Source organism: Marinobacter sp. (genome assembly GCF_046484525.1).
Taxonomy (GTDB): domain Bacteria; phylum Pseudomonadota; class Gammaproteobacteria; order Pseudomonadales; family Oleiphilaceae; genus Marinobacter.
Genome location: NZ_JAWOIS010000023.1, coordinates 49,732 through 76,690, shown reverse-complemented (window position 1 = coordinate 76,690; position 26,959 = coordinate 49,732). Strand labels below are relative to the sequence as shown.

At 58.3% G+C, this 26,959-nt stretch carries 25 protein-coding genes and 1 pseudogene; 8 read left to right on the top strand and 18 right to left on the bottom strand.

Annotated elements, in window-relative coordinates; genetic code table 11:
• Positions 1 to 835: 835 nt before the first annotated feature.
• Together R6W86_RS05745 and R6W86_RS05740 are read left to right on the top strand one after the other, a co-directional pair.
• Positions 836 to 1,141, top strand: a pseudogene (locus R6W86_RS05745) (PAS domain-containing protein); the annotation flags it as partial.
• Positions 1,142 to 1,309: 168 nt separating this feature from the next.
• Entirely contained in the window at positions 1,310 to 1,801 is a 492-nt protein-coding gene (locus R6W86_RS05740) for a PRC-barrel domain-containing protein (RefSeq protein WP_410328418.1), read from the top strand.
• A 123-nt stretch (positions 1,802 to 1,924) separates the two neighbouring features.
• Here the strand turns inward: R6W86_RS05740 and R6W86_RS05735 are convergent, their stop codons facing one another.
• On the bottom strand, positions 1,925 to 3,028 hold the full coding sequence (locus tag R6W86_RS05735) for a histone deacetylase (protein WP_410328417.1): 1,104 nt from the start codon (positions 3,026 to 3,028) through the stop codon (positions 1,925 to 1,927).
• Between the two features lie 144 nt (positions 3,029 to 3,172).
• On the opposite strand from R6W86_RS05735, the gene R6W86_RS05730 reads away from it, so the two are divergent.
• Positions 3,173 to 3,724, top strand: coding sequence for a hypothetical protein (locus R6W86_RS05730; RefSeq protein WP_410328416.1), 552 nt, complete (start codon positions 3,173 to 3,175; stop codon positions 3,722 to 3,724).
• Positions 3,725 to 3,730: 6 nt separating this feature from the next.
• On the opposite strand, the gene R6W86_RS05725 is transcribed toward R6W86_RS05730, so the two are convergent.
• Complete coding sequence (locus R6W86_RS05725; protein WP_410328415.1) at positions 3,731 to 4,279, bottom strand: hypothetical protein; 549 nt, start codon at positions 4,277 to 4,279, stop codon at positions 3,731 to 3,733.
• Between the two features lie 160 nt (positions 4,280 to 4,439).
• Positions 4,440 to 4,628, bottom strand: coding sequence for a hypothetical protein (locus R6W86_RS05720; protein WP_410328414.1), 189 nt, complete (start codon positions 4,626 to 4,628; stop codon positions 4,440 to 4,442).
• Positions 4,629 to 5,405: 777 nt separating this feature from the next.
• On the opposite strand from R6W86_RS05720, the gene R6W86_RS05715 reads away from it, so the two are divergent.
• On the top strand, positions 5,406 to 5,609 hold the full coding sequence (locus R6W86_RS05715; protein ID WP_410328413.1) for a CsbD family protein: 204 nt from the start codon (positions 5,406 to 5,408) through the stop codon (positions 5,607 to 5,609).
• Between the two features lie 609 nt (positions 5,610 to 6,218).
• The gene (locus R6W86_RS05710; protein WP_410328412.1) at positions 6,219 to 6,623 is read left to right on the top strand and encodes a hypothetical protein; all 405 of its coding nucleotides are present in this window, start codon (positions 6,219 to 6,221) and stop codon (positions 6,621 to 6,623) included.
• A gap of 31 nt (positions 6,624 to 6,654) precedes the next feature.
• On the opposite strand, the gene R6W86_RS05705 is transcribed toward R6W86_RS05710, so the two are convergent.
• On the bottom strand, positions 6,655 to 8,352 hold the full coding sequence (locus R6W86_RS05705) for a putative bifunctional diguanylate cyclase/phosphodiesterase (protein WP_410328411.1): 1,698 nt from the start codon (positions 8,350 to 8,352) through the stop codon (positions 6,655 to 6,657).
• Positions 8,353 to 8,685: 333 nt separating this feature from the next.
• Here R6W86_RS05705 and R6W86_RS05700 point away from each other — a divergent pair, with 333 nt between their 5' ends.
• Entirely contained in the window at positions 8,686 to 8,859 is a 174-nt protein-coding gene (locus tag R6W86_RS05700) for a hypothetical protein (protein ID WP_410328410.1), read from the top strand.
• A gap of 32 nt (positions 8,860 to 8,891) precedes the next feature.
• Here R6W86_RS05700 and R6W86_RS05695 read toward each other — a convergent pair whose 3' ends face one another.
• From R6W86_RS05695 to R6W86_RS05640, 12 genes are all read right to left on the bottom strand, one after another.
• On the bottom strand, positions 8,892 to 9,419 hold the full coding sequence (locus tag R6W86_RS05695) for a hypothetical protein (protein WP_410328409.1): 528 nt from the start codon (positions 9,417 to 9,419) through the stop codon (positions 8,892 to 8,894).
• A gap of 162 nt (positions 9,420 to 9,581) precedes the next feature.
• Positions 9,582 to 10,259: a hypothetical protein gene (locus R6W86_RS05690; protein ID WP_410328408.1), complete on the bottom strand. Its 678-nt coding sequence runs from the start codon at positions 10,257 to 10,259 to the stop codon at positions 9,582 to 9,584.
• Between the two features lie 19 nt (positions 10,260 to 10,278).
• Complete coding sequence (locus tag R6W86_RS05685; protein ID WP_410328407.1) at positions 10,279 to 13,197, bottom strand: hypothetical protein; 2,919 nt, start codon at positions 13,195 to 13,197, stop codon at positions 10,279 to 10,281.
• A gap of 66 nt (positions 13,198 to 13,263) precedes the next feature.
• Positions 13,264 to 14,208 carry an AgmX/PglI C-terminal domain-containing protein gene (locus R6W86_RS05680; RefSeq protein ID WP_410328406.1) on the bottom strand — a complete coding sequence of 315 codons (945 nt, stop codon included), beginning with the start codon at positions 14,206 to 14,208 and terminating at the stop codon, positions 13,264 to 13,266.
• A 13-nt stretch (positions 14,209 to 14,221) separates the two neighbouring features.
• Complete coding sequence (locus R6W86_RS05675) at positions 14,222 to 14,731, bottom strand: ExbD/TolR family protein (protein ID WP_410328405.1); 510 nt, start codon at positions 14,729 to 14,731, stop codon at positions 14,222 to 14,224.
• Positions 14,728 to 15,258, bottom strand: a complete 531-nt coding sequence (locus R6W86_RS05670) for an ExbD/TolR family protein (protein WP_410328404.1) — start codon at positions 15,256 to 15,258, stop codon at positions 14,728 to 14,730. Before R6W86_RS05670 ends, R6W86_RS05675 begins: the two co-directional genes overlap by 4 nt.
• 19 nt (positions 15,259 to 15,277) lie before the next feature.
• Complete coding sequence (locus R6W86_RS05665) at positions 15,278 to 15,943, bottom strand: MotA/TolQ/ExbB proton channel family protein (protein ID WP_410328403.1); 666 nt, start codon at positions 15,941 to 15,943, stop codon at positions 15,278 to 15,280.
• A gap of 41 nt (positions 15,944 to 15,984) precedes the next feature.
• Positions 15,985 to 16,305: a hypothetical protein gene (locus tag R6W86_RS05660; RefSeq protein ID WP_410328402.1), complete on the bottom strand. Its 321-nt coding sequence runs from the start codon at positions 16,303 to 16,305 to the stop codon at positions 15,985 to 15,987.
• Positions 16,306 to 16,314: 9 nt separating this feature from the next.
• Positions 16,315 to 17,163, bottom strand: a complete 849-nt coding sequence (locus tag R6W86_RS05655) for a tetratricopeptide repeat protein (RefSeq protein WP_410328401.1) — start codon at positions 17,161 to 17,163, stop codon at positions 16,315 to 16,317.
• Complete coding sequence (locus R6W86_RS05650; protein WP_410328400.1) at positions 17,150 to 19,999, bottom strand: tetratricopeptide repeat protein; 2,850 nt, start codon at positions 19,997 to 19,999, stop codon at positions 17,150 to 17,152. The genes R6W86_RS05655 and R6W86_RS05650 overlap by 14 nt, the downstream gene beginning before the upstream one ends.
• Positions 19,986 to 21,764, bottom strand: a complete 1,779-nt coding sequence (locus tag R6W86_RS05645; RefSeq protein WP_410328399.1) for a tetratricopeptide repeat protein — start codon at positions 21,762 to 21,764, stop codon at positions 19,986 to 19,988. The genes R6W86_RS05650 and R6W86_RS05645 overlap by 14 nt, the downstream gene beginning before the upstream one ends.
• A 3-nt stretch (positions 21,765 to 21,767) precedes the next feature.
• Positions 21,768 to 22,436 (bottom strand): hypothetical protein, encoded by a 669-nt coding sequence (locus R6W86_RS05640; RefSeq protein ID WP_410328398.1) that lies wholly within the window; start codon positions 22,434 to 22,436, stop codon positions 21,768 to 21,770.
• Positions 22,437 to 22,899: 463 nt separating this feature from the next.
• Between R6W86_RS05640 and R6W86_RS05635 the strand changes: the two genes are divergently transcribed.
• Positions 22,900 to 23,628, top strand: coding sequence for an outer membrane beta-barrel protein (locus R6W86_RS05635; protein ID WP_410328397.1), 729 nt, complete (start codon positions 22,900 to 22,902; stop codon positions 23,626 to 23,628).
• The gene (locus R6W86_RS05630; protein WP_410328396.1) at positions 23,598 to 24,287 is read left to right on the top strand and encodes an outer membrane beta-barrel domain-containing protein; all 690 of its coding nucleotides are present in this window, start codon (positions 23,598 to 23,600) and stop codon (positions 24,285 to 24,287) included. The genes R6W86_RS05635 and R6W86_RS05630 overlap by 31 nt, the downstream gene beginning before the upstream one ends.
• Positions 24,288 to 24,318: 31 nt before the next feature.
• On the opposite strand, the gene R6W86_RS05625 is transcribed toward R6W86_RS05630, so the two are convergent.
• Entirely contained in the window at positions 24,319 to 25,185 is an 867-nt protein-coding gene (locus R6W86_RS05625) for a hypothetical protein (RefSeq protein WP_410328395.1), read from the bottom strand.
• Between the two features lie 94 nt (positions 25,186 to 25,279).
• Entirely contained in the window at positions 25,280 to 26,959 is a 1,680-nt protein-coding gene (locus tag R6W86_RS05620; protein WP_410328394.1) for an acetolactate synthase large subunit, read from the bottom strand.

Sequence of the window (26,959 nt, the reverse complement as noted above, 5' to 3'; positions counted from 1 at the left end):
GCTCTGAACCTTTCCGAACTTATTCTTCTTAGGCTGGCTATTTGAGCAGGGACTTGCCTCACAGATGACTGTTTTTTTAGAAAGGAAGCTGCTGAGATCCCAACGCTTCCAAAACAAACCGACCAAGCATTGCCCATTGCTCAACCGCGAGCTATCAGGCTAGATTTGGACACACAGTTGGACACAAATGGCGGTTTTAACACGATCTAGAGGCCCGTATTTCAAGGGGTTAGGTCTGTGGTGGAGATTCCCGCCGTCTCCACCAACCAAGAGTTTCAGGAGGTCCAGCGAGATCCACTGAAACGCCCCAAAGCCCCGGAAACGGGGCTTTTTTATGCCCACTCGGTTCCTTCGGGTAATGAAAAAACACTTTCACTGGGCAGTTACCCGCAAGTCTCCTTAGCAGATGCTCTCGCCGGGCCCGCGATGACGCAAAAGGATTGCTTCAACAGAGTATTGACCCCAGCTCAGACAGGCAGCGGGAGTCCGCACAGAGTCAACTAGTGTCCCGTCTGGTTAATTCGCTGACCTACTGAGCCACTGAGAGCCTTGAGAGCAAGGCGCGATGGCGAAGGTTTGGTGGTTCCAAATCGAGTCAGCGCAACGCAGTAGGTCAGCGAATTAACCAGACGGGACACTAGTGAGGAACTGACCTCATCCAGGGAAGAAATGCAGTCAATGAACGAAGAGCTGCAAACCATCAACACGGAATTGCAGACCAAACTGGACGACTGGCGCTGTCACAGAGCGATATGCAGAATGTGCTCAACAGTATCGAAATTGCCATCCTGTTTATGGGCCAGAATCTTAACGTTCGCCGCTACACCGCTATACCGCTCGCGCAGCCAACATCATCAGCCTGAGGGAAAGCGATGTCGGGCGACCGCTCAGCGAGCTAACCACAAAACTGCAATTTCCGGAGCTGGAGGACGATGCCCGGAAAACTCTCGATACCCTGATGGTCAGTGAAAAACAGATAAAAACAAACGAAGGCTGCTGGTTCTCCATCCGGATCATGCCCTATCGCCGGCTGGACAATTTGATCGACGGCGTGGTTATGACCATGGTCGATATCACAGACACCAAAGCGCTGGAATCAGGCTTGCGAAAATATTCTGCGTTGCGGCCGAGATCAAAATAGGCTCACTTGCCCCAACCTTCCGCTTTGGTGGTCTAGCGAACAGACTGGGCGCTTGGCTCGACGTAAATTGGAACCTCATCCTGAATTTGATGTAAGTCCGTAGTTCAGACCGCACCCGGCAATGACGCTGGCGCGGGCCAAGCCCCGATGAGGTTCATGGAGAATTCAATGAACAAATTACATTCATTCGCGTTTTATGCACTGATAACACCGGCCATCGCATTAGGTTCCAGTTCAGCTCTTGCCCAGCAGTCCACCGGCTCGCAAGTTGAGCAGACTCAGCCGGGCATGCAGAAAAACCAGGGCGACATGAAATCCTCAACCAAAGCGCCGCAAACAGCTCAGTCTCCCATGCAGAATACTGGCTACATGGGTACTGCACCTGCGAACAGCATACACGCGAGCAATCTGATTGGTGCCGAAGTGATAAGCGCTGGCGATGAAAAAGTCGGCGCGGTGAGTGATCTCATTATTGACCAGAACGGCCAGGTTGTCGGCTTCGTGATCGGCGTCGGCGGGTTCCTTGGCATGGGTGAAAAGGATGTCGCCATCGGATGGGATGACGTCCAGAAATCCGACAATGCTGATGAGCTGGAATTGAGGATTGACCAGTCCCGTGAAAGCCTACTAAATGCTCCGGAATTTAAAACACAGAAGTAAACTTGGATAGGTCGGTATTGAAGAATCCTCCTTGATATTCGGCCGCAATTGAGGAGTGGACTTTGGCAAGGCCTGATAAGCCTTGCCCTTTTTCGCGTTTACCCCTTACACAATAGCGCCGAATCACATTTCTTGATGAAATTGGATGGCGTCCACCACCGCCCCGCAGCCAGGGTCCTCCAGCATGACGTTGCAGGAATTTACCGTGTTCCCCGCCAGCACCTTCACGACCGCATGAGCACTATCGGCCAATGCCTGGGCGTTATAGCCGCCTTCCAGAAGAACCACCAGACGGCCCTTGCATAACTCATCTGCCAGGTCGCTCATGCGCTGGGTAAGAATGGCAAAGCCCGTTTCATCCATGGAACAGGTCATGTCAAGGTAATGACAATCGAAGCCTGAGGAAACCAGCAAAATATCTGGCTGGAATGCCTTCGCCGCCGGCTTCACCAACTCGTCAAACACCTTCAGCAGTGCCGCGTTGCCACTACCCAGAGGCAAAGGGACGTTGATTTGAGAGCCGACTCCCGCTCCGGTCCCGATATCACGTTGGAGGCCGGTGCCCGGATAAAACGGCGCGGCACAGTGGCTATCAACCACCAGCACGGAAGGATCGGAGTAGAAGATTTCCTGTGTGCCATTACCATGGTGCATATCCCAGTCCCAGACCATCACTCGCTGATAGCCAAGGCTCTCACGTGCATGGGCAGCGGTAACCGCAAGGTTGTTGTAGAGACAAAAGCCGGTGGCGCAGCCCGAATGGGCATGATGGCCAGGTGGCCGAACGATACAGAACGCTCGCCGCGCCTCACCAGCCGAGATGGCCTCGACAGCGCTGATTCCCGCTCCGGCAGCCAGGCGGGCCGCCTCCACGCTGCCCGGCGACACCGCAGTGGTATCTGCGGCCAGCCAGCAGGAGTCTCCGTCCAAAGACTCTATTCTAGCGACATAGTTGTCGTCATGAACCCGCTCGAGTTGAGCCGTGGTGGCCGCCGTCGGCAGCATCCAGCGCACCCCTTCGATTGGATCAAGCATCAGTCGGTCGACGATCGCAGTCAGTCGGTCCGGGCGCTCCGGGTGACTGTAGGTTTCCAGGTTGCTGCCTGGATATTGCAGCGCAATCATCGCCTTGACGGCGTCGGTCCAGGCCGGATTACCGGGGTCCCATCCATGCGGGTTATGGCCGAGCATGCGCGTGTCGTAGTAGAGCAATACTGGTGTTGTCATAGCCATCATCCTATTTGGAACCGCCCTGCTGAACATTCCTTTTCAAAACGAAAACCGACATCCGCCCTTTGATGTCAGTATTCTTCTTCAATGAACCCATCTCCGGTACGACGGAGCCGCCCCTTTCAGTCAAATCATTTCACCATGGCGCCGATGGTGGCCGGCTACCGGCTGCTCAAGCTGAAAGGCTCTCCAGTAAAATGGGGCGAACAGCGGTTTGGAGCGGATGCGAAGATCAGTTACGCCTTTGCTGACGAAACACTGCGGTTTGATGACGCCCGCAATTGTGGCGTTCTGGCTCCGATGAAAGCGCTCTCCAGACAGGGGCTGCCCTTGGAGACTCTGGTACAGGAAACCGCCGCAGCGTTCCGGACTTGGGAGCGTGCCGCTGACCTTTCATTCCATCAGGTTGCAGATGCCCGCGATGCGGGCATCATTCTCGGGGCGCAGGGCCAGCCACGTCGGAGGGCCTTTGCCAATGTCACCTTTGCACCCCATGACAAAGGGGGAGTGCGCACCATCTGCCTGAACCATCCCGGCCCTTCCAGACAGGTAATGGGTTTTCGCTACACCGAGAGGTTCCCCGGGCTGCAGACAGGTGACCTGCGCGGCATCCGACATCTTTACGGAGATCGGGCCAGCGACCGTCAACTGGCCACCGGCACCAACCCCCGTTTTACCGAATCCGCACTGTAACTGGGTTCAAAAGTTATAACCCAGACCCACGGTATAGACCCAGATGCCGTCATCCTGGAACGCGTCGGTGGCGTCGTCGGTGTCACTGAACAGGAACTGGTACTCGGCGCGCGCCAGGAAATAGGTTTTGGTCTGCACATAGTACTTTAACCCGGTTTCAAGGCCGGCAAAGGCGCTGTCCTTGACACCATCACCATAACTGCCGCCCAGACTCGCACCAACAAAGGGTCGCGCACGATCGTTAAGGAACTGATAGTCGAGGTAACCCCGGGTTGAGCCGTTCCAGAAATCATCGGTGACGCCCTCGCCTTCAATATCGGCATAATTGAGACTCTGGCGAATACCGGCCACGACATTATTCCGCAGATACCAGCCCAGATCACCGCTCACACCGAAGCTTCCGCTGTTAAAATCCCGGTCGTTACTGCCTGTTCCGGAGAGGGAGAATTCACGGTCGCCCTCGCGCGGACCAAACTCAGCGGATTGTGCGGATACGGCCAGGGGCAAGGCACCTAGAAGACAGAAAGTGATCGCAACAGTCTTGATTCTGATCATGAGAAGCTCCTTGCTTAGATTGCATTTCCATAATGCGCCAATGGATAGTGGGCGCGGGTCGTGGTGCCGCCAATATTGGTAGGTTGATCCGATGCGAGCCCACCTTCCCAGAATCGGGGTTGGACCACCCTGCTGTCTGTTCGTAAGCACACATAGGGCGTTAAAGGAGTTTCAGGAAGCCCACCAGCATTTGCAGCCGCCACGATGAGCCAGAGCCAAGCAAGCCACGGAATACGCTGACCGGGTGAACAACCACAAACAGGAATAACCCGAAGCCAACAGCCCGGAGGCTCCAAGAGTCGGTAAACGACGTACCACCCAGCAACACTACCAACACCAGTACGGACAAGCCTTCAAGGGGCTCCTTGAAGGTCAAACAGCCCTTCGACACCTGGCTGGGGGCCGCGCAACCGTTTCGCGCGGCTGATCATAAGATTCTGTAGCAGCATCAGGGTAATGGACCAAATTTTCGCATTGGGCCAGCAGCCGCCAGCACCGGGTCTGTAGGTGCCAGTATGCCCCCAACAGAATCGCCGCTCCCAGAGGCAGGCCAAGCGGGTAATAACCGAAGGCGGCGGTATGGGCGACGCTGATAGTCATGGCGATGAATGCCAGGCGTAGGGGCGTGTGCCATGCTTTCCAGCTGAACGGCAGGGCATTTTCGTACCGGCGATAAACAGCGACAACAACACCGCAAGCTCGGCAAGCACCTACAGCAAATGAGCCTGTTTCAGCGGATTAAAATGAAAGACATCAAAGATCGAGGGGCCCAGAAGCACGCCGACCCTCAAATAAACCATGGACGGTGTTAGATTCAGTCGCTGAAGCACCAGCGAGCGCACCCTCATCAGAATCAGCAAGGTTCCGATCACGACAAATCAGACGGCGTTGGTCTAAGTTATTTCCTCAGATTCATAAACATCTCAAAGGCCTTTTCCTGTCGTCCAATTTACCCAGAAAGCAGAACGACCTCTGTGCGTAACCCACCTGAGCAGGACTGTGTTTGTTAACGCACAGACAGTGGCCCTGTTTTAACAGACGATGATGCGACGGCGGTGAACGGTCTGTTTTGACGCACCCCCGTTCGATGAACTCATTATCTGGCCTCAGGGCCGAAGGAGCTGAAATGAACAAGGACACCATTGAAGGCAACTGGAAAGAACTTAAAGGTAAAGTGAAAGAGCAGTGGGGCAAGCTGACGGATGACCGCCTTGACGAGATTGCTGGCAGGCGTGATCAGCTGGCTGGCGAGATTCAGCAAGCTTATGGCGTCACCAGAGACGAAGCGGACAAGCAAATCAAAGACTTCGAAAAAAACTACACGCGCTGATATACCCCGCGGTGTCTTGATTCGACTGCCTGCAGGCTTGTTTCGCAGGCAGTGTTTAAGCTATCAAAGTTTTTACATCGAACGCGCAAAATCGGGCGCCACCTCATTCTTCTTTGTGGGGGCTACTCAGAGTCTCCTTAATGACAAAACCCACCTGCAAGGACTTGCGTGACAGCAGGCCTTAAAGCAAGCCTAACGCCCCGTTATTTTTCTGCGCTCTGTGGGCCAGCGTACAGACTAAGCAACGCTGATACCTCAAGCTTAACCCCGATGTGGCAATGGACCTGCCAATACAAGGCAGTTACATCATCCGCCGCAGGGAACGCGGTGCAACCAGAATTACAGTTTCTGAGAAAGGTAATCACTCATGAACAACATTGTTTATATCGTCGGTGCAGTAGTTATCGTTATAGCAATTCTTTCCTTCTTCGGTTTTCGCTAAGAGGAGGCGCATTGAGGGGGGCGGAAGTCAGCGGTTCAACCCGGGACTTGCAAGGCAGGCACTTGACTCGAAATCTGCGCAAACGAGTTTCCGAAACGGTCCGTTAGCCAAATCTGATACCAGGTGTAGTAGCCCCCCGCTAAACCGGACACCACCTCATTCTTTTGATGAGCTGTAACGACTGCAATCGCGGCCGCTACCACCACTATTACGATGCACAGCAAGCCGAATGCTCGCTATCGGAGACAAAGGAAAAGCTGGGCAAAGACTCATCCTTCCCAATTCCAGGCCCAAACTGTGCCACTCTCGAAGGACAAGAGCTTTCAAACGAAGATGCAGCTCTTATTGATCCGACCGAGAATGATCCAGCAAAGCACTTAATCTGGAAAATCAATGACGACCTACCTCTGCTCGCACCTATCCAAAAAGGTAGCAAGCTCGATCCTTGGGGAAAATCTACAATTCAAGTATTCGGTTTCAATCGCATAGGCTTGGTCGAAATGCGCGCCATAATTCTGCAGGGCGCTCAATTTGACGCCGTCTCCACCAAACACCCAGAAAAAAGCCCCTGATTTCAGGGGCTTTTTTCTGCAGTTCGCGAAATCAACTTCTCACGGCATCCAAATTGAGACCACATTTCCAATTAACGTAATCGGGTACCGGAAGTGGCTTCGCATAGTAGAAGCCCTGGGCCGTATCTGCCCCATAATTTGAAACGATCTGATGTTGTTCCTCCGTCTCTACTCCCTCGACGGTAACGTGCAAATTCAATGAGTGCGCCATCTTGATCATAGAGCTCAGAACCGTCCGAGCATGTGAGCTCTCGTTCAGGCTGGACACAAAAGCACGGTCAATCTTCAAACCTGAAAGCGGCAAATGAGCGAGGTACTGGAATGAAGAGTACCCAGTACCAAAATCATCCAGACTCACAAGGAACCCTTGGTTTCGTAAACTCTCAATGGCCATTTTGGCATGAGCAGGGTCTCGGATCAGTGCCCCCTCGGTAATCTCGATCTCCAATTTTTCAGGTTCAACCCCGTACAAAGAGACGATACGTCCTAAACTCTGTACCAAAGCATTGTCCATCAGATTCTTTGCTGAAAAATTAATGCTTACCCGGAGTAAGTCGTGCTGTTTAACATCTTCACACGCTTTCCTGATCACAAACCGGGTGACAGGATCTATTAATGTAGTGTTTTCCAGTTTGGGCATAAATAAACCGGGCAAAACCATTGATCCATCGCTGTTGAACCACCGCAATAACCCCTCTCCCCCCGTATGGCGACCGCTTTTCAAACAGATTTTGGGCTGATAGAAGAGAGAAAACTCATTTTCTCGTAACCCTTTGCGAACACTTGATATCAGGCGCACTCGCTCGGCCGTTTTCTGGTCAAACATTGGATCGTAAGACCGATAAAATCCGCTGGAATCTATTGCTGCATAGAGGGCCGTTCTTGCCCGGTTCACCACGAAATCAGGCGCAACAACACCTTTTTCAACTAAATAGCTACCAGCAACCAGTTGAACCCTGAGCGGAATCCCATCTATTTCAGCCTCATGCTCTCCGGCAGAGCGCACAGCATTGGCGACAGAATCAACTTCCTCCTGGGATGCCACAAAGAAAAAGAGCAAAAGCTCAGAGGTGCTAAACCGATAAATATGATGTTCACGAGAAACGGCTGCACCGATCTGATCTGCAAGATTGCGGACAACCTTATCAGCCGTTTTCGCCCCCATGGCCTCCATTACTTCCCATAGATCTTGCAGACGTACCAATATAACCGCCGGAGTGCCCCGAACTCCTCGTCGAGATCGGGCCGCAGACAACACGCTATGAAGATCATCTTTTAGAGCAGCTTGATTGGGCAGGCCCGTCTCCCTATCAACTTGAATATCTCTCAAATGTCGTTGAGTTGAGAGGCGGAGACTATGGAAGAGCCAACTGGTAAACACAGCAATGAGAATAAAAAAGGAGATCCTGGCCAGCCAGTTTTGGGGCGACTGCATCAGGCCCCTTTCAACATCCTGGGGCATATATGGTCCCAAAAGCAGGCCTGCAATTACGGCACTCAACACCGTCGGGACGAGCCCAAACCAGGCCGCCGTCAAAATAACAGGAAGCAGAATGATATAGGGGTATGCGTATCCGGTGCCCCCAGTTGCATAAACAATAGAGGCACCAATGGCTAACGATGCAGCAACGACGAGTACTCGCGATACCGTACGAAGCATTCTGTCCCGGCCACTAAAATCGAGTCCCTCACGACCCAAGGGGGTTACAGCAAAACTGTCAGCATTCATCTGAAACACCATAAGGACGTGGTACCTCCATCCCCTCAATCCATTCCGACAATCGATAGGAGCAAGCCGGTCGCGTCGATTACTAGCCTGTATTTCGATATTCGTACGTCCTGATACAGCCAGAATTTACAATAGATGCTTCAAAGGTAGCTGAACTCCCCCGACCTTCTGTAAATTTTTGTTAAATTGTTTTTGATTCGATAGTGCTAGCGAACCTTTGACGGCGCTTCCAGAAGCGCCTCCCAGGGCATCTAGGTGAGCGCAGAATGGAGCGCTCTAGTCATTGGATCCTCCGGCTCTCAGCGTTCGGAGCTTTGCCCCGGGCAAAATCTGATGGTTCTGGTGTGTATGTCGGTGGCGCTGGCGATGCCCGCCATGGAGGTGGCGCCGTTCAGCGCCAATGGTGGTGGGCTGGCGCTGATCGCGCGGGACGGGTTGCTGGCACTGTTCGCGGCAACGGTCACCCCGGGAACCTTCTGGTTTGTGATCTCCGGGTTTATGCGGTAAGGGCCGACGCCCTTACCGCACGTGGTAACCATTCAGTCGTACCGTTTGGACAGGATCTTGTCCCGCTTCTCGTCGAACCGGCGACTTTCCTTGCGCACTTTCTCTTCGAACTTGTCGTGTGCCTTGTCGACCTTTTCCCGGAGCTTCTCACGCATTTTCTCGGGTTTGTTTTCCTTCGCAGCCTCGCGCCGGAATTCCCGTTCGGCCTTGTTCAGCTCGCGGTGCAGTTCATCTTCGAGTTTGACCATCTTGCGGTCGTATTCGTCATCGAGCTGCCGTAACTCCCGGCGGGTCTCGTCACGAATATCGGAACGGGCACGGCGCTCGTCATGGTAGTCATCCCGATACTCGTCCCGGTAGCTATAACCCCGCTCCAGGGGATCGATGCCGGTCTGGCGGCGAACTTCCTCCCGGGCCGCCTCGGAGGTGCGATAGATGATGTCCCGGACGATGTCGTCAACGAGGCTTTCGCCGGTGCTTTCCTGCTGGCCGAAGCCTGCGGTTGGCGCGGCAATTCCGACGGTCAGGACAAAAGCAGTCAGGATCTTCCTGGATAACATGAATACAAATCCTCGTTTGTTCTGGAACGGGAAATCATAACCCGGACCCAGCCTCCGGGCTCTACCTACACCATCCTCACGGCGGAGCCCGCCTTCGGGTTCGGTGTGGCTTGGTAAATTATCGGTAAAGGCCGGAGTGAAGATGTGATCGGCCGGGTTGGCTCACATGGCAAACCAGTTACGCTTGATCTGCTCGTAATCGTCTTTCCCGATCACCCCGGCTTCCGCCAGCCGGCGCATTTCCGCGACAGCCAGGGGAATCCGCCGTTTGCCCTCGGGTAGTTGGCGCTGCCCACGGAGTATGCCTTCCCGGAGTTCCGTCAGGAACGAATCCACCTGCTCCCGGCTCGGGGTGCGCGCGTCAATGGTGAACAGCACCACATCACTGTTGAGAGCCCGGAAGTCGAAGACATGCCGGATGGTGCGAACGGCGAGCGACATGAAGATAACCGCAAGCACCAGGGGAGCGACAAGCCACGGCAGCGGTGCCGGGAATACCGAATACAAGGCGGCTGGCACGGTCATGCAGATGGCGCCGGCAAGCCAGAGGCCAAGCCGGTAATCCCGGATCTCCCTGGGTTCTTCCTGGACGAAGGTCAGGTCAATAACCTGCTCCGGCAGGTCTTTTTTGCGCCGATTGGTCTGGATCAGCAGGTAATGGCTGCTGAACCGTGTAAACAGTGTGCTGGTTTTGGCGGATACCCGGGTCTGGCGCAGCCGGCGATCGATCCGCCAGCTGTCCCGGGGCGGGATGCTCCAGCCGTCCCGTTCCATTTCAAGGTCTGGCACGCTCCATCGATCCAGTTCAATTACATCCTCCTGGGTCACAGCAATGGTCACACTACGTCTCCTTATTATTTTATTGTGTTGGGAATTCGAACTTGTCCGGGTCGTTGTAGATGTGGGCGCCGGTATCGAGCCATTCCGCGATCAGGCGAAGCTCGGCTTCGGTGAGCATGCCCATGTGGCTCTGTCTGATGGCCTCGGTCTCCGCGGTTTCCACCTCGTACTCGTCGTCATCCGGGTCGTCATCGAACAGGCTAAAGAAGCGGGCACTGGCGATGGCGCCACGGCCGCTCATCAGGCGGCGGGCGAAGCACACGCCCGGGCCTGGCAGGACCGTCATGTCGCCCTGGACGCCGTCCGGGCACTCGGCATCAAGGTTGGTCTTGTCCACCTCAAGCCAATCACCGGTCTCGGTCTCGCGGATGTAGTAGTCTGGCTCGAACAGCTCGACATAGGATTCGAGCTGGCGACCATCCCAGGAGGCATGGCCATCACCCAGCAACAGGCCGTTCGAGGCGCCACTACCCGAGTCTCCGGGACAGGGCTTTCCACCCTGTTCGGCGGCGGTGTGGCAATTCTGGCACGACGTGGTATTGCCGGTGTTCGGGTTGATCCGGCATTCCCGCCAGATCGGCTGGATGTGCTCCTGGTAGTTGATAGTGGCCTTGCAGTCCGCCGTCCAGTTGGTCAGGCAGCTAGGATCCGTGACCGGTTTCGGCGTGGTCAGGCCGCTGTAACGGACTTCAAAGGCCAGGGATGGATCGGGCGGATTGGTCCAGAAATCCTCGAATAGCATGGTGTCCGCCCAGGTGGACTGAAGGCCCTGGAGGGAGTCCACCAATGCCTGCGCCATGGTGTCTTTCCACTTGACGGCCCGGATCTGCGGATTGGCATTGGGGAACGGCATGCCATCCCCCGGAGCGCCCGGGTTGGCGGAGGCCAGTTCAACATCGGTCCGGGCGTGGGGAATGTCCACTTCCGGGTCGTGGCAGCCATAGCACTTGAGCTTTTCGCCCTCCTCCAGGCGCAGTGGCTGCGGATGCTGCATCAGGTAGTTGTAGTTGTAATCCGGCGCGGCAATCAGATCCACCCGCTTGCCGTACTTGTTCACCACCTCAAAGCTGAAGTTGGTGTCCGCCGGCACCTTGACCATGGCAGAGCCGTCCGGTTCGACCATGGCGTAGGACAGCACATCGTAGAGAATCCGGTTTCCGGAACCCACCAGCGGTGTCAGGCCCAGTGGCGGTTGCGGACCATCGGGTGGGTTCAGGATCTCATCGGTCAGGATGGCCTGCTCCAGTTCCGGGGGAATCTGGCGTACGCCAACAGCCCGGATGAACCGCTCGGAGCGATCATCCGGACGGGTCAAGCTCGGATCGCGGCGGGTCTCGATACCGCCATCGTACAGTTCGGCCATGTCGGCGCCGTCCAGATCGTAGATGCTGCGGATCTCGAACAGAGCGGTGTTGTCTTCGAGTTGCAGGTCATGGCGCTCACCGGTGTAAGGCTCGGCCAGCTCGTTTCGGTCCACAATGACGATGTCGGTGTAGAGCGCCTGCTTGTGGCCTTGTACCACCGGCAGCCGGGTGTTCTCGGCGGGATCCATCATCCAGATGCCGTATCGGGGCTCGCCCAGGTCCTCGGTGGTGGCGCTGCCCTCACAGGGAGTGCTGGTGGTGCCATCGGTGGTCAGGCACTGCGCCCAACTGGCCAGAAGGCGGGCAGAGCCGTCGTTGTAGGGCGCAACGGCGCTGTACCAGCCGTTCGGGGACACCTGATTGGGGTAGAAATTCACCAGCCCTGGAGTCATGGATTCCTCGGCTTCACCGATGACGCTCTCGTCCACGGGCTTGCCGACGGCAAAGAAATTCTTGCTGTTGATCTTGATCACATCGCCGCCGTAGATCGGGTTGTAGATGTGGCGCATGATGGTCAGAAGGTTGCCGTCATCCAGGGGAATAGGATCCATGTAATGAACGAAGGAGGCATCCGAGAACTCCTCGCTCAGGCTGCCGAAGTAACGGTGCACGTTACCGCCGGCCGGCGTGATGCGGTACATACTCAGAACGTCTTCCACGAACACCCGCTCACCCTCGACTTCACCGGCCAGGGAGGCACTGCACTTGTCTTCCACGGTCCAGTCCTTGGGTTGTTCCAGGCCGGACGGAAAGCCATTGCCGTTGCCCTGACCATAGCCGCCGCCGTGGGGCTGCTGGTTGAAATTCGGATCGTCGATATTCTCCAGGGTACAGTCGGTCAGGGATTCATAGATGCGGCCGAACCGGATGAAGACTACGTGCCCGTCATTCATGGTGCTGGGCTCGATATCGTGAAATTCACCGAAGGTGATCTGAACCACTTCGCTGCCGTCCGGTTTGACTGAGTGCAGCAGGGAAGCCGGCTCATCGAAGTCGGTCAGGTACTCGCGCAAGTCCAGCTTCTGCCAATCGCCCCGGGAATGCTGGCGGCTGGAGGAGAAGATGATCCGGCCTTCATTGGTGTAGGTGGGGTTGGTGTCCTCACCGGCATTGGCCACCAGATCGTCCTCGAAGATCCGGCGCACCTTACCGGTGGCGAAGGTGTACTCGAAAATGTTCCAGGTGAAGTTGTCCGGGCTGTCCGCCGGGCCATGAGCGGCAAAGACCATTCGCTCGCCGTCTGGCGAGACGTCCAGATCCTTGACGTCATAGTCACCGCCGAAATACCCCGCCAGCACGTGGCGTTCGTCCGAACTGAGAGCAATGCGGTCCCGCACCATCAGCTTTGCCCCGGGCTTGAACGCATAGGGTGCTCGGGGGTCCAGCGGCGGCCGGGCATTGACCGAGGCGGTCTCACCCATGTCCGGGTAGTCCCGGACCACATAGGCAAAAGGACGATCGGAAAGAATGTCCTCCTGCCCTTCGCTGATCTGTCCCTCAAAACATCCGGTCAGCCCGACCAGTCCGAGGCTGGCCAGGGCCAGGAGGCGCAATCCGCTGCTTAATCCGATCATGATGTCTCTCTCCACCTGCACATCCGGTGCACCGGCACCCGGCGGTGGCCGGGCCCGGTGCTTTCATCAACCAGGCATGAAATCAAACTTGTAATTGACGGGGGTGGCCGCCACGTCTTCCGGGCCAAACGAGATCATCTGGATCCGCGCCAGTAGTTTCAGCTCCAGGCGCTGATCGCCCAGCTGGCTGTCCACCAGCTCGATGCTGGAGATGCTGCCGTCCGGTTCGATCACGATGTGGAAAACAAACTTGCCCTGCAGTCCGGGATCGCTGCGCAATGCCCGGTTGTAGAGCGCGTAGATGGCCCCCTTGTGCTGCTCGAACACCCGCCGGATGGATTCCATGTCCCGGCCACCGGCCACCGTCGAGCTGCGCGAACCACCGTTGCCACTGGCACCGCTGCCACCACCGGAGCCGTCGCCGATGGGGCTTTCCACCGCCGTGGAACCTTTGCCCGCCAGTTGGGTGCCGGAACCGGTATCGTTCATCACCGAGCTGTTCACACCACCACTGGTCTCGTTGGCCGAAGTAGCCCCCAGTACCGAGCGGGCGGCCTTGGCGGCAGCGCCGGTATTCACGTTGGTGTTCTCGGCCTGGAGCTTGGCCACGTCAGTGGAGCTGCGCAGGGCTGACAGTTCCTTGGAGAACGCCGCGACGCCCATCCTGGAAACCTTTTCCCGGGCTTTTTTCACTTCCTTGGCCGGTGCCGGCTCCGGAGCCGCCTTCTTGGCCTCGCTGGGCTCGGCTTTGTCTTCCTGCTTCACCGGTTCGGGCGGTGGAGGCGGTGGGGCCACCTTGCGTTGTTCGATCAGGACCTTGGCCAGAGTCGGGGGCACCCGCTCCTTTTCCTCCCGGTCGATTTCCGGCAGCGGCAGCCAGGGGAAAATCACCGCCAGCAGCAGGAGCAGCAGCAACAAACGCTTGAGAATGCGTTTGAAGCGGCTGTCCTCGTCACCACTGGCGTCCCAGGGCAATGAAAAGTCGTGGGGTGTTGCTGTCATTGCTGTCATCGATTCCCTCCTGTCATGCGCCGCTGCTGCCGGATACCCGTGAAACAGCCATGGAGAGGTCCCGATAGTCCGCCTTGGCGCAGGTCAGCATCACTCGCTTGAGCAGCGCGTAGGGAATTTCATGGTCACCGAGGATGGTCACGGCACGCCCAAGGCTCTTCTCCCGCTCGGTCAGTTCTGCGCGCTTGTTGGCCTGGAACATCAGCTCTTCCATCAGGCCATCAATCAGGCCATCGGACGCGATCACCTCATTCAGGGTGGCGACCGGGCGACCATCCACCAGGATGTCCTCTTCGGTAATCGTCACCACAGTGGTTTCTTTCGGCCGCTCCTCTGCGGTGGAGTCCGGCAGGGAAACGTCGTTGACCTTGATCAGCTGGTTTGCCCCGGAGTTCAGCAACAGGAAGAACACCAGGATGGTGAAGATATCCATGAGCGAGACCAGGTTGAGCTTGGCCGGCTTCATGAAGGTTTTGGCGCTGCCCTGCAGGCCGAAAGAAGTGAACTTGTCATTCGCGCTCATGACTTACCCCCCTTCTCTGGCGCATCTCCCAGGGAGATTTCCGGGAACAGCTCGACATCCACCGCTTCGGCTACCACTACGGTCTTGGCAACCCGCAGGGTATCCATGGTGGACACCAGGGACTGGTAGGTCACGCCCGGCTCGGACAGCAGCAGGGCATCATTCTTGGCGATGTTCTTCGCCGCCAGCCGACGTTTGATCTCCTGCAACACCTCGGAGAGGGTGCGGAAATCGTGACGGGCTTCGCCGCCCTCGGCTTCCGGCTCAATCTTGTCGATGGTCTTGACCAGATTACCGCTGGGGTAATAGACCTCGATGCCGGACTCCCGCACCACCACTTCCAGTTGCCGGTTCTCCTCGGCACTGGCGGTCTGGGCGCCGGTCAGGTCGGGCAGATTGAGCTCCAGAATCGAGATATGGTTGAACACCATACTCATCAGCAGTACCGGCACCAGCACGATCATGAGATTCATGAACGCCGTGATGTCGATATCCGCCTCTTCCTGTTCTCTGCGTTTTGTAAACATAAGGAATTACCCGCTGTGATCAGGCGTCGGACTCACGCGTGTTAACAGAGCGACGGTTGCTGCGAACGATGGTGTTCAGGGCCTTCACACCGGCCATTTCGATGCTCTCGACGATTTCCAGGGTCTTGTTCTGCAACAGGGAGTGGATCAGCAGCAGCGGGATCGCCGCGATTAGGCCGAAAGCCGTGGTGTTCATGGCCACGGAGATGGACTGGGACAGCAGCGTCGCCTTGTCCGCCGGATCGGCGTTGGCAACGGCGGTAAAGGCGGCAATCAGACCGATGATGGTACCGAGCAGCCCCAGCAGGGTGGAGACGTTGGCCAGGATGGAGAGGTAGTTGGTGCGCTTGGACAGGCGCGGAATGCTCTCCATCACGCCTTCCTGCATGGCGGCGTGGATGTCGTCCCGGCGCGGGGAGGCTCGCATGGTGTCGAGACCGACGGAAATCAGACGGGAAATTGCGGAGGTGCCGGACTGGGCCGCCTGCTCTGCCTGATCGAATTTGTTTTCATTCATCAGCGGCAGCAGCTCGCTGTAGGCGGCGCGGTTGGACTGGTAGGCCCGTTTGAGGAACAACCAGCGCTCAACGGCAATAGCCAGACCAATAATCAGGACCAGCGCGATCGGGAACATGAAGGCGCCGCCTTCCTGGAAGAATGAAACAATGCTTGTGTAAACGTTCATGGCAGGTCTCCAGACTTTTCTTTTCGTTCGGTTGCAGATTTTCAGTTAGTGCTTTGCCCCGCAGGCCCGGCCGGGGCCTCCAGGGAAAGTTCGTCGTAGAAGCGCATGGTCCGGGCGTGAATATCCCGATCCACCACTTCGAATACCCGGCCCGACACGGAAGTGATCGAGCGGTACAGGTTGTCCGGCCCCTCCGGTGGCTTCCAGGGGATGAAGTAACTCACCGACGGCTGTTCCTTGTCGCCGACAAAGGAACTCTCCAGATCGATGGACTCCTGGGCGCTGGCCGGAGCCACCATGGCGCCACCCAGGCAAAGGGTTGCCGCGATGAGCCAACCGGCCCTTGGATTCAGCATTCCCATGGCACTCTCCTAGCCTTGTTCTTCGGTTTCCGGGGAGTCCCCGTTGGTGGCGCCCGCGGAGACCGCCTCGCCTTCGGCGCCCTGCTCGTCAGGTACCTCCGGCTCCGGGGGCGGGTTATCGATGAAACTTGTTTCAATGCCGGTCCGGCGGCGGATCTCGATGAGCCAGTCCGCCACTTTCGGGTCCGAGCCGCCGGTCAGGAAGTCGTAGGCCTCGTAATGGGGCTGGGCCTCCTCCGGCCGGTTCATATACAGGTCATAGAGGATCGCCAGGTTCAGGTGCGCCTCGGGAAAGTCGTTCCAGGTTTTCAGGGCCGCCAGATACGCGTCCCGGGCTTTGGCAAATTCACCCTGGCGTCGTTCGAACATCGCCTGTTTCAGGTAGGCGTTGACGTTGACCGGATTCACCGCCAGCGCCTTCTGGTAGTACTCCCGGGCCTTTTCGGGCTTCTCCCGCTGTTCGGCGAGCTCGGCCAGCTTCACCCAGGGACCGGAGAGTTCCGGAAAATCCTTGGTCATGGCCCAGAAGCCCTTGCGGGCCATGCGCAGATCACCGTCTTTCATCAGGGCCATGGCATCGGCAAAATCAGTCCGGGCCTCCGGCGGGACCGGCGCCGGCTGCCGGGTGTACGGGTTCGGTGCCGGCACATAGGGAATCTTCTTGCCCTGGGCATCGTAGGCCTGTTGCGGCAGGAACACGCCGCCCGTACTCCCGGCCAGATCATCCTGCGCGGCGGGCCCGGATTCGACCACTTTCGCCCCGGATTCGGTCTGCTTGACCGGCAGGACCCCGGCGCAACCGGAGAGCAGGGTCAACACCAGCAACGCTGCCGGGGTGGATGCCTTAACGGATGCCATCGCCATACGCCACCTTTACTTCCTGTTTGTCGAACCGGGCGGGGTTGAGCCTGGCCATCGCCTCGAAACTCCGCTCGATCCAGGGATTGAATGTGCCGCTCCATGAGCGCCCGATGTTGGCCTGGTGCACCTCGATGGCCAGGTCCTCGAACGGAATAGCCTCTTCTTCCAGCACCAGTTCGTATTGCATGGCTTCCAGCTGGCTCAGGCCGCTGGGCCGCGGCGCGTCCATCAACTCCCGGGCAAATTGCCCGTAGAGATCGGCAATATTGAAAGTGGCCCGGGTGGTCTGGTCGAGCACGCCGTAGTCGGCCGCCTGCTGGTAACGGTCCAGGGCGTTCTGGAGTTTCTCGTTCTTGCGCGGAATGCTCTTGTTGAGCGGGTGCCTCAGGCGCACGCGATCAAACTCGATGCGCCAGTAGTCGCCGTACTTGTTGTTGGCCCACGCCGCCAGCCAGGCGGAGCGATCCGACTGCCAGTTCTCCGGAGCCTTGTTGTGGCCGTCGATCACCCGGCGCAGCCAGTACAGGTGGCGGTTGTAATCATCTTGGCGTTCGTACAGGTAGGCCACGTGGTAACGGGCTTCCATGCGGGTATCGAACGGTTCCTCGTAGTCGAAGGCCCACTTCTTGAAGTACTCCAGAGCCTGGTCCTCGTTGCCGGCTTTCTCATACAACTCCGCCGCCAGGAACAGGGCATCCCGGCGCACGTCGGCGCGGTCGTCGGTCCGGTAGATCTGTTCGTACTCGGTGGCGGCCATATGCCACTGCTCGTCCTGTTCGTAGGTCCAGGCAATTTTCTGATCCAGGTCCCTGGCCAGCTTGTGGTTCGGGAACAGGCGGCGAAGCTCCAGCATCTCGGTCAGCGCCGGCTCCCATTCCTCCAGGGTCAGCAGGTGAGTGGCGGCATCAAACTGTGCCACTACGCGGACATCGGTCTTCGGAGCAACTGCCTTGATGCGCAGGAAGTGGTCAATGGCACCTTCCAGGTCCTTGGCGGCCAGGGCCTGTTCACCCTGCTTGTAGATGGTGACGGCCATGCGCTCGGTAACCGCCTTGAACTCGGGATCGTCCAGGTCGATGTAACGCAGCTGGTTGTGGTAGCCTTCCTCGGCTGCGGCGAAGTCTGCCAGTTCGTACTGACTGTGAGCGATGACACCCCAGGCGGTGCGGTTGAGCTCGCGATCCACCTCGCCGGCGCGGCTGACGATACTGGTGGCCACTTCCAGGGCTTTTTCGTAACGGCCCAGGGCAAACAGTTCTTCCGAGGTCTTGGCCAGCACGGCGCCGGAGCGTTCGTCATCCCGAAACGTCTGCACGAATCGCAGCTGGCTCTCGACACCCTTGCTGCGCCAGTCACGGAGCCGCTCGCTGTCCTTACCGGATTGAGCCATCAAACGCTCGGCCTCTTTCTGGTAGGCGATTATGGCAGCGTAGCCGGCGTCGGCACCGAACTCGGAATTGCCGAACTCGTAGGCAGTGCGCTCATAGTGGGTGATGGCGGTGCGGTAATCGCCCCCATCGAAGGCCGCCTCGGCACGCATGTAGACCATTTCCGGGACTTTCGGGTCGTTCGGGAAAGTCTGCTCAAACTCGCCGTAGAACTGGGCGGCTTTCAAGAAACTGGTCTGGCGTTTGGACTCGGTGGCTGCCACGACAGACGCCTTGATCGCGCCATCCGCCAGCTCCCGGGTCAGGCGCTGGCCGGTGGCGTGGTAGTGCCGGGCCAGTTCGTCGATGAAGGTCTTCAGGTTGGGAATGACCTTGGCTTTCACCTCCGCCGGTTTGGTTTTCCAGAACTTGGAGTGAACACCGTAGTTGCGGACGTAGTTCTCTTTCTCTGGCAGCACCTGCTGGGAGAACTCGCCATCGACATAGGCACGGATCATCTCGGCATGCATCTCCGGCGCCCGCTCGGAATCCGGGTTCTGCACCACGAAGGCCCGGAACGAGGACGCCGAATCCTCATACCGTTCCTTCTCCAGGTAATGCTGGCCAAGGCTGGAATAGAGAATCCAGGTGTATTTCTTCGCCTCCGGCCGGTTGGCAAACATGCTGTCGATCTTGGAGGAGCCGCCGGCATAGGCCAGCCCCACGCTCATGATGCGCAGGGTGTCGTCCACCAGGGAGCGGTTGACCTTGTCCAGCTTCTCGATCTTGCCGTCCTCGGGCACCAGCCGGTCGAGGACACGGGAGAAGGACATCAGGCTCTGGTTGTAATCGGACAGTTTGTACTGGGACCAGCCAAGCAGATACCACGAGTTGTTCAGGAACGCGGATTCCTCGCCGATGGCCACCACCGAACGGTAGGCCTGCTCCGCCTGCTCGTACTCCTCGTGCCGGAAGTGGATGTCGCCCTTGCGGAAATACACCTCCGCCAGCCGCCGGGAATGCGGATGCTCGGTAATGAATTCCTCCAGCACGGCCTTGGCTTCCTGGTCGCGGCCATCGAGGTCATAGGCCTTGGCCAGCTGGTACATGGCCTCGGCATTGCGCTCGGAGTCCGGGTACTTGTTGAGCAGTTGATGATAGGCGGTAATCGCTTCCGGGAAGTAGCCATCCTCGCCCGGCATCACGCCGCGAAGCTGGTCGTAATCCCCCTCCAACATGTACACGCTGGCAATGCGGCGTTCGATCTGTTCGTACAGGCGCCGGTCCTCGATGGTTTCCAGCAGTTCCCGGTATTCGCGACGCACGTCTTCATGCATTACCCTCGGCAGCGGCACATCTTCCAGCGGTTTTTGTTCCTTCTGGAGACTGGCAATCGTCGAGGGATTCTGGAAAGTGCCGCAGCCGCTGACCATGACCGCCAGGATGAGGAGACTAGATCGTTTCATCGCTGCTTCCCTCCTCTGGAGACGGTTGGCTTTGCGCCTGTTCGGGACCTGGATCGGCAGGCACTTCCTCATCCGGGTTCAGTGTCTGCAGGGACCGGTCCAGAATTCGCACCTTGGCCAGCTGGGCTTCCACCTGGTACTGCTTGAGCCGCTGTTCGTGGATATCCAGCTCGGTGGTCACCAGCGCCAGCATGACGTCTTCCAGACGGGCGATCAGGCTTTCGGTCTGGACCAGGCGGGCGTCGACCTCGGCCATCATGCGACTGACCGACTGCTGAAAATAGCTGTTGTCCGAGAGTGCCTTGCTGCCCTGCAGCGCGGCCAGAGCGCTTTCGGCCCGGGTGATTTCGAAGGTGAGCTCCTCCAGCAGCCACTCGATGGACTCGCGCTTGTCCTCCGGCAGTCCGGCCAGGCGGACCTTCAAGGCCTCGCGGCGATCCCGGGCATCGCCCAGGGAACGGGAAATCAGGCGCACGCGATCGCCGTGGCTCGGGCCATCGGCACTGCCGGCCCGGGCGGCCATGATGGTGTCAAAATCGGATCGGCGCTCTTTCCAGTGCTCGAGGTTGTTGCGAATGGCGTACAGATCCCGCAGATCCTTCAGTACTGACTGGAAACTGTGGTCCGACATCAGTTCCACCAGGAACGGCGAGAGACGGTTGACCGCTACCGCCGGCGCCTTGCCGAACCAGTCGCTCTCGTCCAGGACGTCATCGAGGTTACGGACGAACAGTTCCAGCACATCCGCATCCTGCAGGGTCTCGCGCGCGATTTTTAGCTGATTCAGGGTGGACCGGAACTGGCGATCGGCGGAAATGAAATCCGTGGCAGCACGGCCCTCCAGGCCCATACGTTCATACACGTGAGGGCGTAGAAGAATCGCCTCCTGCACTTCCGGCAGAGCCCGGGAGCGGGTGGTCAGCACATCAAGCGGTGCCAGGGCACGCCGGAATTCGCCGGCATTGATCGCCATCCAGCTGGCGCCCAGCAGGCCTCGGTTGGAGTAGGCACCGGTGGTGTTGATGCTGGCCAACTGCAATCCTGCGTTCAGGCTGTCCTCGTGGCTGGCATAGACATGGGCCAGAGCCATGCGTGCACGGTCTGCCAGACGCTGCAGTTCGGCAGACCCGTCGTTAAGTTCCAGGACACGGTTCAGGGCCCCGATAGCATCGCTGGTGCGGCCCTGCCCTTCCAGGGCAATGGCGAGGTTGAAGTAAAAATAGGGCGCGTAGGGGCTGTCCTCCCTGATGGTATCAGCCACGGCCTTGCCGGCATCCAGGTAGCCCAGCTTCACATTGACCAGTGCCGCCAGGTAGCGGTACTCGGCATCTACGCTATCGGGCAGCTCACCGCGGATCTGGTTCAGGTTGCGGGCAGCGGTGTCGGCCTCACCGCGCAGATACTGCATCTTGCCCAGGAAGAAACGGGCCCGGTTGCGCACCGGCTCGCTGAGGTTACTTCCCGCGAGGCGGTCAAAGATGGATTCGGCCTGCTCATCCAGGCCATAGGACAGACTGACACCGCCCTTGAGCAGTTCCGGGTAGGTGCCGTGGTTGGCAATGCCACCATGCTCCTCGGCCCAGGCGTACTCGACCAGGGTTTGGAAGTAGTTCTGCTGGTAGTACTGGAACAGGACCGCTCCGTACTTGAGGTCCCGGGCTTCGGTTTCGGAAGCCGAAACCATCGTTGCCGAGGATAATGCGAGCATCAGTGCCGCCACCGTCCGGAGGGATTTTGCCTGCTGAAGTGCGCGCCGGAGAATCATGGCTTACCACTCCCGAACCATGAATTCGGGCTGCTGACGGGCTTCGGCGTCAGCCACGGCCAGTTCGACGAACTTCGGGCCCTGCTCCTTGGTAAACTTCAGGCTGCTGCCACGCTTGTACTCCCGGCCATTGGGCCCCTGGCCGACGAAAAATGCGGACAAGGTGTGCTGACCAGGGCTCAGATTGCCCAGGTACAACTGGTGTTTGCCGCCCTTCGCAAGGGCCTGGCGCTCTTCGGCACTGTACAGGTAGGTGGACACCACCTGGTTATCCAGGCGAAGCTCGACCCCCTCAAGGCGGAAATATTCTCCGACGTTCAGGGAAACGAAGACGTGTAACCGGGTATTGGCCGGGAACAACAGATCTTCCTCAAGCACCCGGAGATCCTTGTTCAGGGTAACGACGGTCTGCTTGAGGTCCTGGATATCCCTGGACAGCTCGTTCACCGCCCGCTGCGCCCGCTCCCGGCTTTCCCGGACGGACAGCGGAGTCTCAATGATACGATCCAGGGCCACGCCTGCTGCGGATTCCTTCGGGCCTCCGGCTGCCGGTTCGGCGGCATAGGCGGGCCCGCCTGCGAGAATCAGGCACAGCAATACCAGATCCCCAAAACGGCTCCGCAAGCTGGTGCCGAAAGCACCGCACAGTCCATTTTCAGATTGAAAAGCCACCATCCTGCTCCTGCGCCGGCTTTCCATGGGCATACGCCGACAACGCTTGATGAACATTCAGGGGACTGACTTTTGAGTTCTCTGGCCTGGTTTCCGGAGGCTCTTTTTCGCGGCCCTTTTTACTGAAAAGCGGTCAGATTTCTTTTTGGGATGTTTCGATCGTCAAATAATGTGAAATACGCTAGCACAGCTTCGCAGAATAGGAATGAAGGATTTGACCCGTGATTTTGTTTCTGTGGAGACCTTCTCAAAAAACCGAAGCGACAGTTGCCCAACGCCGGAATGGCGACCAAAGTTCCCAGCAATTCGGAATTTTTTTGTTTAAAAACATTTATTTACATTGTTTAACGCATTTTAACATTTGACGCGAGTAGTCAATCTGGTGATCAGGATGACGTGCAGAACCACATCTCGATTGACCCGGTCTCTCCGGGGCAATTTCAGAAATCCGTCGGTGCCGGCAGTGTTCACGACGCTCTTGCTGGCCGCGGGAACCTGTCCCGGGGTGTCACAGGCTGCGGATCCCGCCCCTGTCCTGGAGGTCGCGGATCCATTTATCGAACTGCACACAGCACCAGGCCGGGGCTATCCGGTTTTTCATGTGATTGAGAAGGGCGAGCGGGTCGAGCTGCTGAAACGGAAAACCAACTGGTACAAGGTGAAAGCAGTTTCCGGCGAAACCGGGTGGACCAAGGCCGCGCAGCTGGGTCGCACCCTGCAACCGACAGGCCTTCCCGCGGATCTCCCGGAGGTCACCCATGGCCAGTACCTGGAATCGAGCTGGCGAGTGGGCTTTACCGCCGGCATGTTCGAAGAATCCCCGAGCTTCAGCCTGACCGCCGGCTACCGCCCCCTGACCTGGCTCGGCGCCGAGCTGGAGGCGGGCAAGATCTATAACCAGTCCGTGACCAGCGACTACTACGGGGCCAACCTGGTGATCGAGCCCCTGCATCAGTGGTCTCTTACTCCCTATGCCGTCGCCGGCTACAGCCAGTTCTCTTTTGACGCCCGGCAGAAAGTGCTGTTGAGCGACCTCGGCGATGCCGATGGCGTCACGTTTGGCGGCGGGTTGGGTTACTACATTGGCAGGAATTTCCTGATCCGGGCCGAGTATCGGGTGTACTCGGTGTCATCCAACTCTGACAGCACAGGTCTAAGCGAATGGAAAATCGGTCTCAACACCTTCTTTTGAGCGCCCGCAAGCCGCGGGTCATCAGTACTGCGCTGTTAACCGGCCTGCTGACCCTGTCGCCAATGGCTCCGGCGCAGGCGCAGGAGGAGGGCTCGGCGCCGGTGCAGGTCATCGAGCCTGACATCGAGCCCAGGAATATCAGCGAAGCGGATATTGATTCGGAGTTCTTCGAGGTGGGCGCCTTTGCCGGGATGCTGACGATCGATAATTTCAGCAGTGAACCCCTTGTTGGCGTCAGCGCCGCATTCCACGCCACCGAGGATTTCTTCCTGCAGTTCAATTACGGCATGAGCGAAGCCGGCCTGACCTCCTTCGAGGAGCTCAGCGGCGCCAATGTCCGGCTGCTGACGGACGATGACCGGGACTACAGCTACTATGATTTCCTGGTGGGGTACAACATCTTTCCAGGGGAGATCTTCTTCAGCGATTCGCTGACCTTCAACTCGGCGTTCTACCTGGTCGGTGGCGTAGGCAACACCGAGTTCGGTGGAGAGAGTAATTTCACCACCACCGTCGGGACCGGGTTTCGCATCGTGCTGCTGGACTGGCTGACGGTCCACGTCGACTTCCGTGACCACATGTTCAACAGCGACCTGATCCGCGAATCCCAGCTGACCCACAACATCGAGCTGTCTTCAGGCATCACCCTGTTCTTCTGATCCCTGCCCAGCCCAAACAAGGGGCCAGCGCTCAGCGCTGGCCCAGGTCCTCGAAAAAGGCCCTGGTATCGGCACGAATTTCGTCGAGCCGGGCGTCCCACTGATCCCGGTACTGCGCCCAGGTTTCACTGCTGAGACGGGACAGGTTCTCTCCCGCTTCGGCAACCGCCCGGGTCGCGTCAGCCAGGTTCTCTGCCGTCGGCTCGTCCAGGGCTTCGGCCTTCTGATCCAGATCCCGTGAGGCCTGCTCCAGAATCACCCGGTCTTCCTGGGGGGCCTGGTCGTTATCCTCCAGCGAGTCGTTCAGGGACTCTTCGAGGTCTTTCATCGCCTCCTGGAGCGCCTCGGCGAAGTCTTTCATGGCACTCTCAGCCCGAATCCGGAGCTCGTCCGAGTAGGCTTCCAGGTCCCGAGACAGCTCGTTCATTCGAGCTTCAAGATCTTCCGAGGATCGTGAGAAGCTGGCGGAAAGCTTCTCGCCCAGACTGTTGATCTGGCCTATCAGGCCACTGAACGGGGAAGGGTTGAGAATGGCGTCGCCGGTGCGCTGGTAATCCACCAGCCATCCTTCTGTGGTCGACACCAGGTAAGTGACCAGCTCCAGCCGCTCGCCTTCCGAACCTTCCTCCGGCGGCAGGCGGGTAACAATGGTGGCTTCCCGCTCCTCGATGACCACCCGACCGAAGGAAGGTACGGCATTGGTCCAGTCACGCTTGTAGGCATCAAACCGCGCTTCGTCAGTCAGGGTGGAGAGCTTCAACACATCACCTACATCGTTTTCTGCCATGGCCTGCCAGAAGGCAGCGGCCACTTCCTGCGGGGTTTCGGGTTTACTGCATCCGGCCAGCACCAGCAGTCCTGCCGCCAGTACCAGCCATCGGAGTCGGGAAAACATCATTGCGTACATCCTTCAGTCAAATCGATCGCAATGATACAACGACAGTGTCCCGTCTGGGTAATTCGCTGACCTGCTGAGCCACTGAGGGCGCGAATTACCCAGACGGGACACTACGGGTCAGTTCCGCCAGTTCCTCGTCAAACACCCGGCGGTTCTCACTGTAATCCACGGGCACATCCACCAGATGCACACCACCGGCAGCCAGGGCGCGCTCCAGGGTCGGGCGCAGATCTTCGGTGCGGGCAACCCGGTGACCGGTGGCGCCATAGGATTCGGCGTATTTCACGAAGTCCGGATTGCGGTAATCCAGTCCGAAATCGGCCAGGCCTTCCTGGGCCTGCTTCCACTTGATCATGCCATAGGCGCTGTCATTGATGATCAGTACCACCAGGTTGAGGTCCAATCGGACCGCCGTCTCCAGCTCCTGGCTATTCATCATGAAGCCGCCATCGCCGCAGATGGCCATCACCTTCAGGTCCTGATACAGCATGGACGCCATCATGGCGCTGGGCAGGCCGGCGCCCATGGAGGCCAGCGCGTTGTCGAGCAGCACGGTGTTGTTGTCGTAAGCAGGATAGTTGCGGGCGAACCAGAGCTTGTACATGCCATTATCCAGGGCAATGATGCCATCCTCCGGCATCACCGCCCGCACCTCGTGGACGATGCGCTGGGGAATCACCGGGAAGCGGTCGTTCTCAGCCTTGTCCCGCAGGTGCCGGTCGACGGCGGCCTTAACCTCCATGAACCAGCTGAAGTCGTGGTTGTGACAGATGCCGCAGTTCTCCGCCATGTACTCAACGCTGTTGGCGATGTCCCCGACCACCTCATGCTGTGGGAAGTACACCGGGTCCACATCCGCCCCGGAAAAGTTCACATGGATGACCTTCTTTCCACCCGGCCGCATGAAGAACGGCGGCTTCTCCACCACATCGTGACCGACATTGATCACCAGGTCCGCATGGTCGATGGCCCGGTGCACAAAGTCTCCCGCCGACAGTGCGGCATTACCCAGGTACCGGGGATGGCGCTCGTCGACCACGCCCTTGCCCATCTGTGTGGTAAAGAACGGGATGTTGGTGGTGTTCACCAGATGGATCAGTGCCTGGGAGACCCGTTTCCGGTTGGCACCGGCCCCGATCATGATCAGCGGGTGCTTTGCCTCGCGGAGCATGTCGCAGGCAATCTCCAGGCTCTTCTGGCTAGCCGAGGGGCGCCGGGCATCACTGGGTGCGAAGATGTGGGTGTCCGGAGCCGGCTCTTCGGCGGCGATGTCCTCCGGCAGTTCCAGATGCACCGCCCCGGGGCGCTCCTCGGAGGCCAGCCGGAAGGCTTCCCGGACCTTGGCCGGGATGGTATTGGCGTTGGAGATCTGGCGGGTGTACTTGGTCAGCGGCCGCATCAGGTCCACCACGTCGAGGATCTGGAACAGGCCCTGCTTGGAGGATTTGATCGGCTTCTGCCCGGAGATCATCATCATGGGCATGCCGCCGAGCTGGGCATAGGCGGCGGCCGTGACCAGATTGGTGGCACCCGGCCCAAGGGTGGACAGGCAGACCCCGACCCGGCCGGTCAGGCGGCCATAGGTGGCGGCCATGAAACCCGCCGCCTGTTCGTGGCGGTTGAGGATCAACTGGATGTCGCTCTCCCGGAGCGCTTCCAGCAGGTCCAGGTTCTCCTCACCCGGTACTGCGAAGATGTATTTGACGCCCTCGTTCTCCAGGGCCCGGACGAACAGTTCCGCCCCGTTACGCGGCGTGGTTTGCGCGTTGGTCAT

Bases quoted from the DNA above. Each gene is read 5' to 3' on its own strand.
- R6W86_RS05740 (WP_410328418.1), top strand. From the start codon at position 1,310: ATGAACAAATTACATTCATTCGCGTTTTATGCACTGATAACACCGGCC.
- R6W86_RS05735 (WP_410328417.1), bottom strand. From the start codon at position 3,028: ATGACAACACCAGTATTGCTCTACTACGACACGCGCATGCTCGGCCAT.
- R6W86_RS05730 (WP_410328416.1), top strand. From the start codon at position 3,173: ATGGCGCCGATGGTGGCCGGCTACCGGCTGCTCAAGCTGAAAGGCTCT.
- R6W86_RS05725 (WP_410328415.1), bottom strand. From the start codon at position 4,279: ATGATCAGAATCAAGACTGTTGCGATCACTTTCTGTCTTCTAGGTGCC.
- R6W86_RS05715 (WP_410328413.1), top strand. From the start codon at position 5,406: ATGAACAAGGACACCATTGAAGGCAACTGGAAAGAACTTAAAGGTAAA.
- R6W86_RS05710 (WP_410328412.1), top strand. From the start codon at position 6,219: ATGAGCTGTAACGACTGCAATCGCGGCCGCTACCACCACTATTACGAT.
- R6W86_RS05705 (WP_410328411.1), bottom strand. From the start codon at position 8,352: ATGAATGCTGACAGTTTTGCTGTAACCCCCTTGGGTCGTGAGGGACTC.
- R6W86_RS05700 (WP_410328410.1), top strand. From the start codon at position 8,686: ATGGTTCTGGTGTGTATGTCGGTGGCGCTGGCGATGCCCGCCATGGAG.
- R6W86_RS05695 (WP_410328409.1), bottom strand. From the start codon at position 9,419: ATGTTATCCAGGAAGATCCTGACTGCTTTTGTCCTGACCGTCGGAATT.
- R6W86_RS05685 (WP_410328407.1), bottom strand. From the start codon at position 13,197: ATGATCGGATTAAGCAGCGGATTGCGCCTCCTGGCCCTGGCCAGCCTC.
- R6W86_RS05680 (WP_410328406.1), bottom strand. From the start codon at position 14,208: ATGACAGCAATGACAGCAACACCCCACGACTTTTCATTGCCCTGGGAC.
- R6W86_RS05675 (WP_410328405.1), bottom strand. From the start codon at position 14,731: ATGAGCGCGAATGACAAGTTCACTTCTTTCGGCCTGCAGGGCAGCGCC.
- R6W86_RS05670 (WP_410328404.1), bottom strand. From the start codon at position 15,258: ATGTTTACAAAACGCAGAGAACAGGAAGAGGCGGATATCGACATCACG.
- R6W86_RS05665 (WP_410328403.1), bottom strand. From the start codon at position 15,943: ATGAACGTTTACACAAGCATTGTTTCATTCTTCCAGGAAGGCGGCGCC.
- R6W86_RS05660 (WP_410328402.1), bottom strand. From the start codon at position 16,305: ATGGGAATGCTGAATCCAAGGGCCGGTTGGCTCATCGCGGCAACCCTT.
- R6W86_RS05655 (WP_410328401.1), bottom strand. From the start codon at position 17,163: ATGGCATCCGTTAAGGCATCCACCCCGGCAGCGTTGCTGGTGTTGACC.
- R6W86_RS05650 (WP_410328400.1), bottom strand. From the start codon at position 19,999: ATGAAACGATCTAGTCTCCTCATCCTGGCGGTCATGGTCAGCGGCTGC.
- R6W86_RS05645 (WP_410328399.1), bottom strand. From the start codon at position 21,764: ATGATTCTCCGGCGCGCACTTCAGCAGGCAAAATCCCTCCGGACGGTG.
- R6W86_RS05630 (WP_410328396.1), top strand. From the start codon at position 23,598: ATGGAAAATCGGTCTCAACACCTTCTTTTGAGCGCCCGCAAGCCGCGG.
- R6W86_RS05625 (WP_410328395.1), bottom strand. From the start codon at position 25,185: ATGATGTTTTCCCGACTCCGATGGCTGGTACTGGCGGCAGGACTGCTG.
- R6W86_RS05620 (WP_410328394.1), bottom strand. From the start codon at position 26,959: ATGACCAACGCGCAAACCACGCCGCGTAACGGGGCGGAACTGTTCGTC.